Origin of the sequence: Nocardia pneumoniae NBRC 100136 (genome assembly GCF_000308755.1) — a bacterium.
Taxonomy (GTDB): Bacteria; Actinomycetota; Actinomycetes; order Mycobacteriales; family Mycobacteriaceae; genus Nocardia; species Nocardia pneumoniae.
The window spans coordinates 120,691-134,765 of sequence record NZ_BAGF01000017.1 but is presented as its reverse complement, the minus strand read 5'-3'; the positions used below and the strand labels follow the sequence as shown (position 1 = coordinate 134,765).

Annotated in this window: 15 protein-coding genes; 5 read left to right on the top strand and 10 right to left on the bottom strand. The window is 66.1% G+C overall.

Annotated elements, in window-relative coordinates:
- Positions 1-12: 12 nt before the first annotated feature.
- The 6 genes from ON34_RS04220 to ON34_RS04200 form a co-directional block, all read right to left on the bottom strand.
- Positions 13-390: a hypothetical protein gene (locus ON34_RS04220; protein WP_040774524.1), complete on the bottom strand. Its 378-nt coding sequence runs from the start codon at positions 388-390 to the stop codon at positions 13-15.
- An 18-nt stretch (positions 391-408) separates the two neighbouring features.
- On the bottom strand, positions 409-924 hold the full coding sequence (locus tag ON34_RS38435; RefSeq protein WP_373291858.1) for a DUF3558 domain-containing protein: 516 nt from the start codon (positions 922-924) through the stop codon (positions 409-411).
- 222 nt (positions 925-1,146) lie between these two features.
- Positions 1,147-2,553 carry a helix-turn-helix domain-containing protein gene (locus ON34_RS04215; protein WP_083889134.1) on the bottom strand — a complete coding sequence of 469 codons (1,407 nt, stop codon included), beginning with the start codon at positions 2,551-2,553 and terminating at the stop codon, positions 1,147-1,149.
- A gap of 758 nt (positions 2,554-3,311) precedes the next feature.
- Positions 3,312-4,631 carry a hypothetical protein gene (locus ON34_RS04210; protein WP_051022133.1) on the bottom strand — a complete coding sequence of 440 codons (1,320 nt, stop codon included), beginning with the start codon at positions 4,629-4,631 and terminating at the stop codon, positions 3,312-3,314.
- A gap of 5 nt (positions 4,632-4,636) precedes the next feature.
- On the bottom strand, positions 4,637-4,936 hold the full coding sequence (locus ON34_RS04205; RefSeq protein WP_040774521.1) for a WXG100 family type VII secretion target: 300 nt from the start codon (positions 4,934-4,936) through the stop codon (positions 4,637-4,639).
- Positions 4,933-5,271: an ESX-1 secretion-associated protein gene (locus tag ON34_RS04200; RefSeq protein WP_040774520.1), complete on the bottom strand. Its 339-nt coding sequence runs from the start codon at positions 5,269-5,271 to the stop codon at positions 4,933-4,935. The genes ON34_RS04205 and ON34_RS04200 overlap by 4 nt, the downstream gene beginning before the upstream one ends.
- A gap of 351 nt (positions 5,272-5,622) precedes the next feature.
- Here ON34_RS04200 and ON34_RS04195 point away from each other — a divergent pair, with 351 nt between their 5' ends.
- Both ON34_RS04195 and ON34_RS04190 read left to right on the top strand, forming a co-directional pair.
- Positions 5,623-5,985 (top strand): hypothetical protein, encoded by a 363-nt coding sequence (locus ON34_RS04195; RefSeq protein ID WP_051022132.1) that lies wholly within the window; start codon positions 5,623-5,625, stop codon positions 5,983-5,985.
- On the top strand, positions 5,985-6,287 hold the full coding sequence (locus ON34_RS04190; protein ID WP_040774519.1) for a hypothetical protein: 303 nt from the start codon (positions 5,985-5,987) through the stop codon (positions 6,285-6,287). Before ON34_RS04195 ends, ON34_RS04190 begins: the two co-directional genes overlap by 1 nt.
- An 80-nt stretch (positions 6,288-6,367) precedes the next feature.
- Here the strand turns inward: ON34_RS04190 and eccB are convergent, their stop codons facing one another.
- Positions 6,368-7,858: a type VII secretion protein EccB gene (gene eccB / locus ON34_RS04185; protein ID WP_040774695.1), complete on the bottom strand. Its 1,491-nt coding sequence runs from the start codon at positions 7,856-7,858 to the stop codon at positions 6,368-6,370.
- A 112-nt stretch (positions 7,859-7,970) separates the two neighbouring features.
- On the opposite strand from eccB, the gene eccE reads away from it, so the two are divergent.
- Complete coding sequence (gene eccE, locus ON34_RS04180) at positions 7,971-9,614, top strand: type VII secretion protein EccE (protein WP_051022131.1); 1,644 nt, start codon at positions 7,971-7,973, stop codon at positions 9,612-9,614.
- Positions 9,615-9,618: 4 nt separating this feature from the next.
- On the opposite strand, the gene ON34_RS04175 is transcribed toward eccE, so the two are convergent.
- Complete coding sequence (locus tag ON34_RS04175; protein WP_040774518.1) at positions 9,619-10,179, bottom strand: NADPH-dependent FMN reductase; 561 nt, start codon at positions 10,177-10,179, stop codon at positions 9,619-9,621.
- Positions 10,180-10,316: 137 nt separating this feature from the next.
- On the opposite strand from ON34_RS04175, the gene ON34_RS04170 reads away from it, so the two are divergent.
- Complete coding sequence (locus ON34_RS04170) at positions 10,317-11,339, top strand: GAF domain-containing protein (RefSeq protein ID WP_051022130.1); 1,023 nt, start codon at positions 10,317-10,319, stop codon at positions 11,337-11,339.
- A 400-nt stretch (positions 11,340-11,739) separates the two neighbouring features.
- On the opposite strand, the gene ON34_RS04165 is transcribed toward ON34_RS04170, so the two are convergent.
- Both ON34_RS04165 and ON34_RS04160 read right to left on the bottom strand, forming a co-directional pair.
- Complete coding sequence (locus ON34_RS04165) at positions 11,740-12,735, bottom strand: NAD-dependent epimerase/dehydratase family protein (protein ID WP_040774517.1); 996 nt, start codon at positions 12,733-12,735, stop codon at positions 11,740-11,742.
- Between the two features lie 5 nt (positions 12,736-12,740).
- A complete protein-coding gene (locus ON34_RS04160; protein WP_040774515.1) occupies positions 12,741-13,550 on the bottom strand; it encodes an S-methyl-5'-thioadenosine phosphorylase in 810 nt (269 codons plus the stop codon).
- Positions 13,551-13,747: 197 nt separating this feature from the next.
- Between ON34_RS04160 and ON34_RS04155 the strand changes: the two genes are divergently transcribed.
- Complete coding sequence (locus tag ON34_RS04155; RefSeq protein ID WP_040774513.1) at positions 13,748-14,071, top strand: metal-sensitive transcriptional regulator; 324 nt, start codon at positions 13,748-13,750, stop codon at positions 14,069-14,071.
- Positions 14,072-14,075: the final 4 nt, after the last annotated feature.

Below are 14,075 nucleotides of genomic sequence, written 5' to 3'. Positions count from 1 at the left end.
CACTCCCCCCGATCAGTTCACTTGGACATTCGCCAGAGCCTGCGCGTTGATGCGCTCCTGCTCTACCAACCGGTCAACAGACACCTTGATCGTATCCCGGATCAACTCCAGGACGGTGATGTGCTCGGCCAGAGCAGAGTCGAAGTCGCCCTCACCGCCGATTGCCTTGGCACCCAACATCTTCGCGAGCTCGTCGGCGCAGGGGAAGTCGCCGAGACCGGTGACCTTGTCCATGTTGCGGAGCAACCTGCGGCACTTGTTGAGTACGCCAATCCGATCCTCTACTGCCTTCAGGCAGTCACGAGAGACGGAGTCGTCGAGATACAAATGACCAGCCTTCGCCTCGTCGGCAAGATACCGCCACAACGTGACATCTTCGTTCACTGCCATTTGTTTCTCCCCTTCAAGTCACTCGGGAAATAACGGTACCAAAACGTCAGCGGCAGCGAGCGCCCGATCGCATGGCACCTCCTTAGAGCTGGGTGACAGGTTATAGAAAGAAATTCCGTGTGCACCCTGACTCGACGGGAATAGCAGGTCGCATGTCTCATTCTTCCGATCCTTGGATCGGTGATATCGCCACCCGTCACGGCCTTTCACAGAGATCGCGACGAAGTCGACGTTTCCCTCCTTCTTCTTGAAATCGTCGACAGTAAAGATGGAGGAGTCGACCGTCAAGGAGTAGTCGCTTCGTGCTGAAGGACTCCAGCTGCACATCTTCCATCCCTCCGTCTCGACCCCTCCGACGCCGGACTCACGTGTCGATGGATCAACCTCCAGACTGCGCAACGTCTGATCACTGATCTGCGTACACGGATCCCACAGCGCCGCAGTAGCGGCCTTCTTGTCGATACTCGTGCTCGGGGTCGCCGCATCATCGGCAGACTGCGCGCACCCGGTAAGCGCTAGCGCTCCCGCCAGCATCACGGCCGCTCCTGTCCGTCCTCCCACCAGCGCCTCCCATCCCACCGTCACAAGTCATCCGAAGTCTATGACGCACCGACTGCCGATCCGGTTCCACCAGATACGTGGTTGATCAGTAATTGACCGAAACCTATTGCGCTGGCGCAGAACTGAACATCTGGCCCAGCCGAGCCATGCTCGGTGCCGGTCCTCGCTCTGCTTACATTTCGGAACCCAGTGGGCCTACGTCGACCGGCCGGATCCGCCGTGCCCTGTAGCTGAACCACACAACGCGTCGAATCGGTGGCGGAAGCGTTCGGCATCGTCTCCTCGCAATCGCGAGGCACCGACTCGCACCGGTCGAAGCTCTTCTACCAAGCGCGGAGAGTTGACCGGGCCTTCCAGCAGCGACAAGGCCGTGTGCCCCTCGGTGATTGCCGTGTTGAGATCACCGAGGCCAGCAAGCGACGCCGCGAAGTACGCACGGTATGACGCCTCGTCCCGGGGCAGCATTGTTTCTCCACTGCTGATCGCCTCGCGATAGATGGTTGCCGCCCGACTGTGCTGCCCCAGGTAGGACCGGCCTCTGGCCTCGATGGATCGGATCTCGGCCGGAGTGACGAAGTGCAACCAGATCGGGTCATCGGGATCATCCAGACCACGGTCCACTTCCCGCCAGGCGCGGATCATGGCCTGTTCGAACTCGCGGCTCTCGCCAACTGCCGCATGCGCTACCGCTTCTCGTGCTACCCGCAGCGCATTCAAACGCGCTGAAGGGATGCGGCGTGCAAGTTCGCTCGCACGCTGCGCCAGATGTACCGGCTCACGGCTCGTCGGACGTTTCGTGGCGAGAAATGACATGTTCGCGATGGCGTCCTCCAGAAGATCTTCTTTACCGGTTTGTTCGGCGAGAACAACTGCCTCCGAGTAGAAACGCCTCGCAACGTCAACACGCCCGCTGTCTTCGGTGACCCAGCCTGCGAAACCGGCCAGCCGACAGGCCGCATCGATCAGCTCCGCACCCAAGCGGGAGCCGTATTCACCGTGGTCGACCAGGCGACGAACCAGACGGTACTGCTGAATTACGGAGTCTGCGATCCTGCCGCCGCTGTATACGTTGTCGTGCTCCCACAGCTGCTGAGTCACCTTGCGCAGGTAGGCGATGTGCCCGGTCCCGACGCGTATCGGATCCGACCACGGCAGGTCGGCTGCCGCTCCCGTTGCCGCCACCGCGACCGTCGCTGTCTGGACGAATTGTCTGCGATCCACGTCATCGACTCCTTCGCCGCCCCCGCCTTCGATGGTCCCCGCGTCGACGTCACCGAGCAAGAGGGGCAGCAGCGCAGACCGTGGTATGCCCAGCGCGTCAGCCGCCCGAATCAGCTCCCGCACATCGAAAATCGTGCCGACCTCACCCCGCTCGACCCGCCCGGCATGGGTGCGATCCCAGTGCAACAACTCCCCGAAATCGACCTGGGACAACCCCATCTGCTTACGGACGAGAGCCAGCGCCGGTCCCGGCTTGCCCGCGGCGAGCAACTGCCCGAACCTCGGTGAGTCCCACACAGCAGTGAAAGGTGAATCGGTCACATCCAGCCCCCTACCTGAAGCGATACGCAATACCCGAAACTCTATGCCGGCCAACGCCATCCCGGCAGCAAACAACGGATTTCACGCAATCGATGCCTGACGCCAGTTCTCCTCCTGGCGACAGCCGATGCTGCTGAACACCCAATGCCGCATACTCATTCGCCCAACGCCCGAAGGCACCATCTTCACCCGATGCCCCATCCAAACCGGCCCGCCACGCGCCCGCGACACCAGGACTTTGCCGATATCGTCCGGCTCGAGCATTGCCCACAGGTCTTCAGCCCAGATGACGGTGGCCGCTCATCCGGATAGCGTACATCGTTGACTGATTACATGGACTTTACGAATCACGGTTCACGGACCGTATGGGATAGCCGGGATCTTCTCCGATCCCCGAAATGCTCCACATCGTCTGATCGCCTGAATATACGACAGTAGGCTTGTCAGAACGCTTCCGGTACGTGAACAGATTCCATCCGTTGCGGAACCCAAGTCGTAGGTCACCGGATTTGAACGCTACAGCCGACAAAATCTCTGACGTGATGATCTGCTCAACGAAGGATCGATCCCAATCGGTGATCAGTCTCCTGTCGGGATCATCAGGCGCCAAGGATCGAGGCGAGAGCTCGGCTCGGTAATCTATAATGATCCGATCCGATGAGTCGAGAACGAGTTCGATGTCCTGTGAGCGCCACTCGACACGTACGGCGCGTTTTCCCCGCAACGGCCGCAGTATCCATCGATCGTCGAGTTCTCGAATCTCCCGATTCCATCGTTCATTCAGTGCCCTGATCTCTTGATTTACTGCAGCAGACTCGTCATTCTCCATCTTCGTCGCCACCTTCGTCGTCATACTGGCGCGGCAGGTAGTCCCGGATGTTGCCAATACTTTCTTCGGACGCCTGCCCGCCCGGCAGTTTCACGTATACATCTCCCGATTCGAGGTCTACCACAACGTCTGGATTGTTATTCCTGCCGTTGGCTCGAATCTCTTTGGCATCTTTCTTCAACTCATGTATCGCATCATTGACGTCTCCCCTGGGGACGCCGAACTGCTTGGCGATCTTCTTGGGATCCGTCGTAAGCGTAGCGGTGGCGAATGGCCCATCGGCGGCGCCGCCGTTGATGTTGTCCGCGTACTCGTCCTCGAAGAGTTTGAAGGGGAGCGACGCGATGGTGACGAGGGCGCTTTCGAAGCTGAAATCGGGGACGGCGTCGAATGCCTTGACCGCCACCGCGGCCCCGGCGGCAGCGGTGGCCAAGCCGATCACCCGGATGAGACGGCTACCCGTGTACACGGTGCGGATGACATTGATGGCGTTGCCGACGACTGCCGTCACACCTCCTGCGGCAGCGACGGCGCTGGCGCCGAAGCTGAACGCGGCCAGGACCACGCCAGCAACCACAGTGGCCGCGATCGTGGCCTCTGCGGCATGGACCGCGGATTGTAGTTCGGTGCGCATCGAATGTAGCGAGGACTGATACTCGCCGACGGGTGCCGTGATAGCCAGCGACGCCTGAGCGATCCCATCGGTGCCGCGTTTCAGCACATTCAGGTGACCCAAGATGTCCTGCGCATTGTCGTCATCGACGGCCTCGAAGAGGGCGATGATGCTTCCTACTCGCGAGGAGGCCTCGGTCAGTGCGGTGTGACTGGAAAATGCTTTCCAAGCGTCGTGGGCTTTCCCAAGGTTCTCGGTATGACCGTTGGGGAGTTTGCCGAACTCCTTGATTACTTCGTTGAGCAGCTCGGCGAGTGTGGACTCGATACCTGCACCGTTGTCCCCGATGGAGCTGACGGGCATTGCCATGCCCGAGTCGTACAGCGGCTCGGATGGTGTGGGGCGTGGTGGTGGCGGGTTGGATTTGTTGGAGATGCCGTAGTTGTAGCCGTTGGCGGCGAGGACGTCGCCATATCGGGTGAGCGCATTCGCCAACGTCGCCGTCGAACGCACAAGATCTCGAGCGCGCTTGTCATACGATTCTCCCCAGTCTTTACAGCCCGGAGAGTCACCGGCCATTTTCGCGCAATCGTGCACCAAGGTCCGGTGTAGCGGCCCGAGCGCGAGGGCGATGTCGTTGGCGAGTTTGTGGCACTTGTCGGCGGCGTCGTAGTACGCCTGCCAGTCGACTCGCATCCCGGTTACCCTCCCCGTAGCATCTGCCGGTTGAATGCGACAGCGGTGGTATACCGCCCGTGCGCGTCCCGGGCAGCCATGCTCATGTCGCGGATACCCTCGGCGAATTCCCTTGCACCGATGGCCCATTGGCGGTGCGCGTCGGCATACGCCTGGGCAGCAACACTTTCCCAGCCGCTGCCCTGCAGGGTCGCGACTTTGCCGTCGATTTCGTCGAGGTGGTCGGCGATGAATCCGGCAAGACCGGACAGGCGGGCGACGATCTGGTCGAGGTGGTCGAGGTCGACGGAGAACTGCGAGCTCATGGCAGATCCAGGCTGGAGGTGTTCAGGGCGGTGGCGGTGTTCTCGTCGCGGGCCTGGTAGGTGTCGGCGGTGACACCGAGCTTTTCGGCCATGCCGGTCAGCGCGGTGATGATCTGGACGCCGCCGTCACGGACTTCGGTCCACCCTTGGCCGAATTCAGCTGCCAGATCACCAGTCCAGGAACCATTGACCAGCGAATCCACGTCCTTGGCAGCGGAATCCAGCGCCGAGCGCAGGGCTTCGGCCACGTCGTAGACGTACTGGCCTACCTCGCGCACCTTCTCCGGCACAACCGACAAGCTCGGACCAGGTCCCGGACTCCCCCCGTCGCTCATACGCCGGAGAGTACCGGGAATCAGATGAAGGCGTCCACACCTGATCGATGAATATTCCTGAGATTCAGCGGCTTTCGATCATCAGACCACGATGCCTTGCGTGTCACCCGGATATGCAAACCCCGGCACTCCGCTCTTGGCACCACAACTCGTGGCGCAAACAGCAGAAATCGCGCAATCGTGCCGGTCAGCCGACACTGTCGCCGCACCGTCTGCGGCGGCCGACGCTATCGATGGTCCGGCGCCGGGCCGATGCCATCTCTTGGGCACATCGACCGCACAAGGTTACGCTCAATGCGCGTAAGCCCGCGGCGCCGGACGGTCAATTCCCGTCGACGTGAAGGACACCGCATGACACGGCCACGCATCGCACCCCAGCCGCACACCGCACAGGTCCGCCCCAAGGCGCTGGGTTACCTACGAGACGACGTGAGTGGGCAGGCGTGGCAGCGAGACGAGCAGGCGATCCTGTCACTGGCTACCAGGCTCGGCTACGACCTGGGGCGGACCGTGCGCATGAGCCCCGATATCGACGACCCGATGCACCGGCTGCTGATCGTCGTGCGCCGCCTCGATATCGCCGCGGTGATCACGCCGACCCTCGAACACATCGGCGGCCCCGGCCGCATCTGCCGAGCCTGTTCCCTGATCACCATCACCCCGGAATACGACTGGGCACTCGCCTACAAACCATCCGACGGAAGTGGGCGGTAGTGCCCGCAGAACTCGCAGTCGTATTGATCGTCACAGCCGCCGTCGCCGGACTACTCATCCTGCTGTTCTGGTTTCTGCCCTGGCTGATCGACAACGCATCCCGGTTGCCCGACCACACCGGCGAAATCCGGGAACGCGTAGGACCCCACGCCGCACCGCGCAGGCCGTACCCGGTGGACGAAGCCCACTGGGTGACGCAGGACCACATGGACTGCGACGCCCGCACTTGCGCCGCCAAAGCCGCAGCCATCGAAGTGCTCATCGATGCCGGGCACATGAAACCAGCGAGGTACTTCCGGTGAACCCCACAGTCCCCGCCGATCTCCTCGACCGCTGGCGCACGCGATCATGCGGGAACCCCTCGGCACCGCTGGCGGATCGACTACTTCGCTGAGGCGACCGGCTGCTTGGCGGGTGCGGAATCCGGGGCGACGCCGTCGTGGGCGACCATGGCCGCGTCACGGCCCATCGTCGGTCCGCTGGCAAGCAAGCCGACGATCGGCCACGGCGCCGGTTCGGGTTTGACACCGGATTCGGCGTCCATGCCGAGCGCCTTCGCAGCCTCATTGTCCTTGATGCCGAAGCGAACACCGGTGTCGGCCACGTAGAACATGCTGTCCTTGCGCCTGCTGTCCGGTTCGATGCCGGTGGTCTGGACGAACGCGCCCGAACCAGGACGGAAGTACACGGAGTCGACGTTGTCGCCCTTGCCGTCGGCCTGCGCGAGCGGAACCAGCTTGGCGTCGCTGGACATCGGCAGATCGCTACCGTCGATGAACGACAGCTCCGCCCGCACCGCGACATCGGTGTTGCCCGCCACGCCCGGAATCGGTTTCCACGACAAGCAGCTCACCGGGCGCGCCTTGGGCTGGATGATCGTCGGCGCGGTCTCGGGGTAGGTATCGACGTTCAATGCCCTCGACTCCGGCGCGTTGGTCTTGTCGAAAGATTCGATGGCGGTGCCGTGGTCGGGGTTGCGCTGCGAGCCACGGATCACTTCGGCGGTGAACGGACTGATGGCCTGCAGACCGTCGCGCAGCAGGACGTAATTCTGATTGGCTTTGCCATCGAGCTGGACGACTGTGCCGATCTTCAAGCCGTTGATCGAATACCCGTACGGTTGCCCCCCTGGATCGGTGATCTTGGGCGGGATGATCGGATCCACCTCGGGAATCGCGTTGAGCAGGCCCTCGCTGATCGGCCGTGGGGTCATCCCCCGAATGTTCAGCGGTCCGGTCACGAACGGGTCGTTCATGTCGACACGGGCGCGGGTCTTGTTCCAGACCAGATAAACCGCGTCCTTGCCCTTCACCAGCAGCGCCTTGTCCTTGCCCATCGGCGCGGCCTTGTCACCCAGCTCCAGATCGCCGATCAGCACCGAGCTGCTGCGCTCGTCGCTGCCGTCGGTCTTCAGCGAGTCGCACACCGTCCAGACCCGGCCCTTGCCCTCCTTGTCGAAGTGCAGCGAGCCGGGAGCGCCTGGGATGCCGATCAATTGGCCGCGCGGCTTCTTGCCCAGCTCCGATTCCTTCACGATCGCGGGCTTGGCCGCCTCGCCCGCGGCCAGCCGCGCCGAGGCCAAGTTGAGGGCCGGGTGCACCACGTCGTCGAGCACCACGTAGACGGCGCCGGAATCCTTGCCGATCAGGATCTTGTTGTCGCCGATCTTGTCCTGCGGGCGCAGCAACGCCAGCACGCCGCAACCGGCCAGCACGACACACGCCAGGATCAGACCGGCCGCATACGCGCGGGATTGGGAACGCATGGGGTCGTGCAGCATTCGCACGTCCCGGCGCACCAAGGCGTGCTCCATCCGCCGGACCAGAAAGCGGTAGCCGCTCACCTGCCAGCGTGTGGTGGGTTTTGAAGGCATTATTCCTCCCCCGAACAGTGCTCGCGTTCGCCGAACACAGTACAGTTCCCGAGGACTCTTGTTCAGCTCGGCCACGACAAATCGGCCGACACCGGGTACATGGGGGACGATGATGGCGGAACCGGCCGGCGCGGGACCACGACCGCTGCTCGGGCGCATCTCGATGCAGAACCTGCTGATCGCGCAGATCATCGGATTGATCGCCGGAACGGTCGCGCTGCTCGCCGGTCTGCCGGGACTGCCCGCGCTCGGCGTGGCGGTGGTCGTGACGGCGATCCCGCTCATCCCCGTCGCCAAACGTACCCTGCTGGACTGGATCACCACCTGGTGGCGCTATCTCACCCACCGCGAGTACGAGATCGGCGACACGATCGACTACCGCGGCACGGACGGACGTTCGCTCGGCCTGTTCTGGGACGGCAGCCGGGTGGTGACGGTGGTCGAGGTGCTGCCCCCGCCGGGCGGCCTGACCAGGATCGGCCGCACCACGGTGCACGCCTCGCACCTGCTTCCGCTGCCCGAGCTGGCGAAATGCCTGAACCAGCACGACATCCTGCTCAGCGGCATCGACATCATCAGCCACGGGCACCGCAGCCGCTCCGGCACGCCCGCGGGCCCGATCTACGAATCGCTGCTCGGCCCGCTGCCCGCCACAGCGCACCGCACGGTGTGGCTTGCGATCAGCTTCGACGCCGTGGCCTGCCCGGAGGCCACGGCCCGGCGCGGCGGCGGGGCCGAGGGCGCCTCGCGTGCGGTCACCATCGCCACCCAGCGCATCATGCGCACGCTCGAGGACGCCGACTGCAACGCCCGCATCCTGACCGCGCCCGAGATCCGCAAGGCGGTCCTGCAGATCACCGGCGGTTACGACCCGCGGACCCTCGAACACCGCTGGCGCTACGCCGAAATCGGCAACAACGTGAACATCGGCAGCGGCGTCGACCCCAAGCGACTCAGCTCCGACCTGCTCGCCCAGCTGTGGGTGCCGCCGTCGCGCGGTACCACGGTGGCGGTGCGGCTGCGCCCGGGCAGTTCGGCCGAGTCGGTGAACATCGGCGCCGCGTGGCGACTGACCGCGCGGGAGCTGCCGGAGCGCGCGGAGTTGCCGGGCATGGTCTCGATGAACGGACGCCACCGCGATGGACTGCTCGCCCATCTGCCGATCGCCATCCCCGATCTGGACGACACCGTTCCGATGATCGAGTACCCCATCGACGTGCTCGACGTGCTGCACCTGCCTTCCTCCGGCTGCGGCCAGCTGATCGGCTCGGACGACGAGGGAAACGGCGTCGCGGTCCGTATCGTCGGCGCGGGCATCTCGACGGTGTACGTCGCGGGCGAGCTGTACTTGGCGCAGCAGCTGGTGTTTCGGGCGCTCGCGGTCGGCGAGCGGATCCTCATCCGCACCGACCGGGCGCAGGCGTGGGAGAACCTGGTCACGACGATCGGCAATCCCGAGCGGCTGACCATCGCGGTCGAAACTCACCAGTCCGATGCGGGATTCACCGCCACGGTGGTGGACGGCGTACTCGCACCCGCGCCGCACGCGGGCGTCACCACCATCTATGTGACGGGTGATCCGATGGGCTGGCCCGGCACCCGCCCCGACCTGTCCATTCACCAGCCCGGGGCGATCGGCAACCACGTGATCCTGCGCACCGGCACCGCACAGGTCGACCTGACGCTGGTGTCGATCCCGCGCGAGGCCACCTATATCGGTCAGCCGCGCGGCCGCCGTGCCGTGCCCGCCATGTAACGAGCTAGCCGGGATACGGGTCGGCGGCCCGCGCGGCCCGCAAAGTGCGCGCCCACCAGGCCAATTGGCGCAGCATCCGTGCGGCGGCGTCGATCGCGGCGCCGTCGCTGGTCTCGCCCGCGTCGTCGAATCGCTTCTTGGCCTGATGGAAACTGACCGTCTCGCGAATCGAGACCATGTGAATCTCGGCGACGACCTGACGCAGCTGCTCCACCGCGCGCAACCCGCCGGAAAGGCCGCCATAGGAGACGAAAGCGATGGGTTTGGCGCGCCATTCGTGTTTGGCGGTGTCGAACGCGGTCTTCAGCGAGGCCGGGTAGCCGTGGTTGTATTCGGAGGTGACCACCACGAAAGCGTCCGCCGCGCGCAGTCGAGCACGGTAGGCCACGGTCTGCTCGGTCTCGGTGAGATCGGTCGGCAGCGGAGTGTGCGCCAGATCGATGACGCCCGTCTCGAATTCGGCATGGGCGCGCAGCGTGCGCAGAAACCAGTCGGCGACCACCGGAGCGAACCGCTCCGGACGCACGCTGGCCACGATGACCTCGAGCCGCAACGGGGTGTCCACCGCGCGAGCCTAACCCCGCAGCGTCGGCCCATGACCACCGGCGCGCTCGGTCGGCCGCGCGACCGGTTTTCGACCACATTTCACTGGCTATCCGCCTGGCTGTGGCAGTAGGGTTCGATCAGGGGTGAGGGGGGAGCATGATCATCGGACACTGGCTGCTGATCGAAACACTCGGCCCGGTCGGCACCTGGTCGCTGCTGGCGGCCGGGTCCGCGCCGCGGGCCTGGAAGTCATATCGGCGCGCGGTTCCGCCGCGCCTGCAACGGTTCGTTACCGCGGCTCACCACTCCGGCGCCGCGGTGGACCACCAGCTGCCGCCATCGCGCCATGCCTGGTCGAGACGGCGCATCCGTGCGCAGCCGCTGCTCGGTCCGGGTGCGCGGGTGCACGCGGTCCGGTTGTGGGTGGGCAGCGGCGCTCCGCCGCCGCCGGTCGGCGTGACCACCTTCAGCATCGACGGGCGCGCGAGGCGGGTCGAGGTGGTCCGGGACGAATCCGGCCCGCACTGCGAGCACGATCCGGCGGTGTGGTTCGGCGCGGAAGTCTTCCAGACGATGGAGCGCTTCGACGGCGCACTCGAATTCGCCGCCACCATGGCGCGCGCGGAACCCGGCGTCCGCTGGCTCGACACCGCCACCATGCGTTCGGCGGACGGCCCGCGCACCCTGCTGCTGGCCGCGCGCAATCCGGACCAGGACCGTCAGCACTGGGTCGGCGTCGCCGTCGATGTCACCGAAGACGTTGCCCCGCAGGCGCGCTCGCTGGAGTCGGTGGCGTTGGACCTGCTGCGCGGCCCGCGGTCGAATCGGTACCTGGCCATTGTCGATCTGGCGCAGGTCCGGCTGATCCGCTGGGTCACCGAGCCGGTGCCCGGCGTGCGCTGGGGTGGCCCGACGGACGAACGTACCGTGCCGCATCCACAGGACCGTCCGCGCATTCTGGCCGCGCGCGCCGACCTCCGCGCGGGCAGGCAGCGCGTCCGGCTGGACGGGGTCCGGCTGGCGGGCAGGGACGGCGACTGGATCGTCGCCGATCTGGAAGCCGTGCCGCTGCCCCATCGTGCGCCCAGCGCGCACGCACCGGAATTCGCCGTGGTTCAGGTGACGATGCGCCGCCCGAGCGATGGTGATGGTCCAGACGACCACGCACCGCCCAAGTGACGGTCCAGGCGACGACGCATTGCCCGAGCGGCGGTCGAGATGACGGCGCTCCGCCGGGGCGGCGGTCCGGGCGACCACGCACCATCCGAGTGACGGTCCAGGCGACCATGCATTCCCGAACGGCGGGCGAGATCACGGCGCTCCGCCTGGGCGGCGGTCCCGTCGACCACGCACCATCCAAGTGACGGTCCAGGCGACGACGCATTGCCCGAGCGGCGGGGCGAGGTCACGGCGCTCTGCCTAGGCGGCGGTCCGGGCGACCACGCACCATCCGAGTGACGGTCCAGGCGACGACGCATTGTCCAAGCGGCGGGCGAGGTGACGATGCTCCGCCGGGGCGGCGGTGCGGATGACGGCCCGAGTTCGGTCCCGAAGAGCATGCGCCCGTTCGGTGAGATGATCAGTCGGGAGTCGCCGCGAATTCGGCAAGGCCCTGGGCGGGTGCCACCGCGGCCGTGAAATCCAGCATGCGCCTGGCCCGTTCCGGGTCGGCGACGAGATGCCGGGCGTCACCGATGTGGTACTGACCGGTCACCAGCGGCGCGGGCCCGCCGTGGGCGCGGGCCATGATCGAGGCCACTTCCCAGAGCGTGATCGGCCGCCCCGACGCGATGTTCAGCGCGACGAAACCAGGCAGCGCGCGCTCGACCGCCGCGACCGTGGCCGCGACGGCGTCGCGCACGTCGACGAAATCCCGGACCTGACCGCCGTCCTCGAAGACGTGTGGCGCGCGCCCCTGCGCCAGTTCGGCGCGCAGCCGCGCGACCAATCCCGAACGAGCTCCCGCGCCGTAGACGTTGTGCATCCGCAGCGCCGTGACCGCGCCGCCGGTCGCCAAACCCCAGGCCAGCGCGTAGTTCTCCTGGGCGACCTTGCTGGCGCCGTAGGCGCCGCGCGGACGCAGCGGCGCGTCCTCCCCGACCGGCTCCCAGGTCAGCAGCTCGCCGGTGCGCGGAGCGCGATGGTCGAACATGCCGCGATCGAGATCCGCCCTGCGACGCAGGTTCGGGAAGAACGGCCCGCTCTGCGCACCGCGATAGCGGCCCTCACCGTAGACGCTGACCGACGAGGCGAGCACCAGCCGAGCCACCCGCGCTCGCTCCATCGCTTCGAGCAGCACGGCGGTGCCGAGATCGTTGTGCGAAGCGAAGTCGGCGGCCGTACCCGTGGTGACCGCCGCGAAATGACAGACGACATCCACTCCGTCCAGCAGCGGCGCGAGCGCCTCCGCATCGCGCACGTCCACCCGCGAAACATCTTCCGGCGGCCGCGCGTCCGCGCCGTGCACCCGGTCGAGCAGCAGGTCCGCCGCGACCACCTCGTGTTCCGCGGCGACCAGCGCGCGGAGCAGGTGTCCGCCGAGGAAACCGGCCGCGCCGGTGACCAGCACCCGCATCGGCCTCAGGGCAATTCGAACGGTAGCGACACGCCCGCGTGTACACGGCAGCGCTCGCAGGTGTCGGCGCCGTCGACCGCGGCCACCGCACGGCGGATGAGCTCCTTGAAGGGGGTGAGGTTGCGCTTGAACTCGACGAAGACGTCGACGGCGTGCACGCCCTCACCCTCTTCCAGGCCCGCGTCCAGATCGGTCACCAGCGCGACGGCGGCGTAGCACATCTCGAGTTCGCGGGCGAGCACGGCTTCCGGGTGACCGGTCATGTTCACCAGCTCCCAGCCCTGTGCGGCGAACCACCGGCTCTCCGCGCGCGTGGAGAACCGCGGTCCCTCCACCACCACCATGGTGGCCGCGTGCATCATGTGCAGCGCGTCGGACTGGGCCTTGATGGCGGCGGCGCGCAGTTCCTCGCAGTACGGATCGGCGAACGAGACGTGGATGCCGCCGCCTTCGAAGTAGGTCTGCGGGCGACCGGAGGTCCGGTCCACCAGCTGGTCCGGCACCACGACCGTGCCGGGACCCCAGTCCGCGCGCAGGCTGCCGACCGCGCACGGCGCCAAGATCCGGCGCACGCCCAGCGAACGCAGCGCCCACAGGTTGGCCCGGTACGGCAGCGTATGCGGGGCGAATTCGTGATTCTTGCCGTGCCGCGGGAGGAAGGCCACCGGCCTGCCCTCCACCTCCCCGACCGCGATCGGAGCGCTCGGCGCGCCGTAGGGCGTCTCGACCTCGACGGTGGTGGCCTCGTTGTCGAAGAAATCGTAGAAGCCGCTGCCGCCGATGACGGCGAGCGCGGGCCGGGGGTGCGAACTCATACCGCAATTGTCTCGTCCCGCCGCTGCCGTCGCGCGACGGGATCGCCCTCGGCTCGCGACCGTGGCGGTATCGGATCGGTCACCGCAGTACCCACCAGGCGATCGGCCTGTCCCGACGACCTGACAAATCCAGCGCGAACCTGTACCCTAGGGGGGTATTATCCGGTTCAGGACCGGCAGGCAGCGAGGAGACACCGGTGGCAGCTACCCCCCACGACCACGCGGCGACCGAGCACGCGCCGCACGGCTACATCACCGCCAAGGACGATTACCTCAAGCGGCTGCGCCGCATCGAGGGGCAGGCGCGCGGCCTGCAGCGGATGGTCGAGGAGGAGAAGTACTGCATCGACATCCTCACTCAGGTATCGGCCATGACGAAGGCCCTCCAGGCGGTGGCGATGGGCCTGCTCGAGGACCACATCAGCCATTGCGTGGTGGACGCCGCTGTCGCGGGCGGTCCGGAGGCGGAAGCCAAGATCAAGGAAGCCACCGACGCCATCGCGCGCCTCGTCCGTTCCTGACGCC

Excerpts from the sequence above, each read along its gene's own strand:
- ON34_RS04220 (WP_040774524.1), bottom strand. The coding sequence starts at position 390 with ATGGCAGTGAACGAAGATGTCACGTTGTGGCGGTATCTTGCCGACGAG.
- eccE (WP_051022131.1), top strand. The coding sequence starts at position 7,971 with ATGGCGGAACCGGCCGGCGCGGGACCACGACCGCTGCTCGGGCGCATC.
- ON34_RS04160 (WP_040774515.1), bottom strand. The coding sequence starts at position 13,550 with ATGAGTTCGCACCCCCGGCCCGCGCTCGCCGTCATCGGCGGCAGCGGC.
- ON34_RS38435 (WP_373291858.1), bottom strand. The coding sequence starts at position 924 with ATGCTGGCGGGAGCGCTAGCGCTTACCGGGTGCGCGCAGTCTGCCGAT.
- eccB (WP_040774695.1), bottom strand. The coding sequence starts at position 7,858 with ATGCCTTCAAAACCCACCACACGCTGGCAGGTGAGCGGCTACCGCTTT.
- ON34_RS04165 (WP_040774517.1), bottom strand. The coding sequence starts at position 12,735 with ATGCGGGTGCTGGTCACCGGCGCGGCCGGTTTCCTCGGCGGACACCTG.
- ON34_RS04200 (WP_040774520.1), bottom strand. The coding sequence starts at position 5,271 with ATGAGCGACGGGGGGAGTCCGGGACCTGGTCCGAGCTTGTCGGTTGTG.
- ON34_RS04210 (WP_051022133.1), bottom strand. The coding sequence starts at position 4,631 with ATGCGAGTCGACTGGCAGGCGTACTACGACGCCGCCGACAAGTGCCAC.
- ON34_RS04215 (WP_083889134.1), bottom strand. The coding sequence starts at position 2,553 with ATGGCGTTGGCCGGCATAGAGTTTCGGGTATTGCGTATCGCTTCAGGT.
- ON34_RS04205 (WP_040774521.1), bottom strand. The coding sequence starts at position 4,936 with ATGAGCTCGCAGTTCTCCGTCGACCTCGACCACCTCGACCAGATCGTC.
- ON34_RS04170 (WP_051022130.1), top strand. The coding sequence starts at position 10,317 with ATGATCATCGGACACTGGCTGCTGATCGAAACACTCGGCCCGGTCGGC.
- ON34_RS04195 (WP_051022132.1), top strand. The coding sequence starts at position 5,623 with ATGACACGGCCACGCATCGCACCCCAGCCGCACACCGCACAGGTCCGC.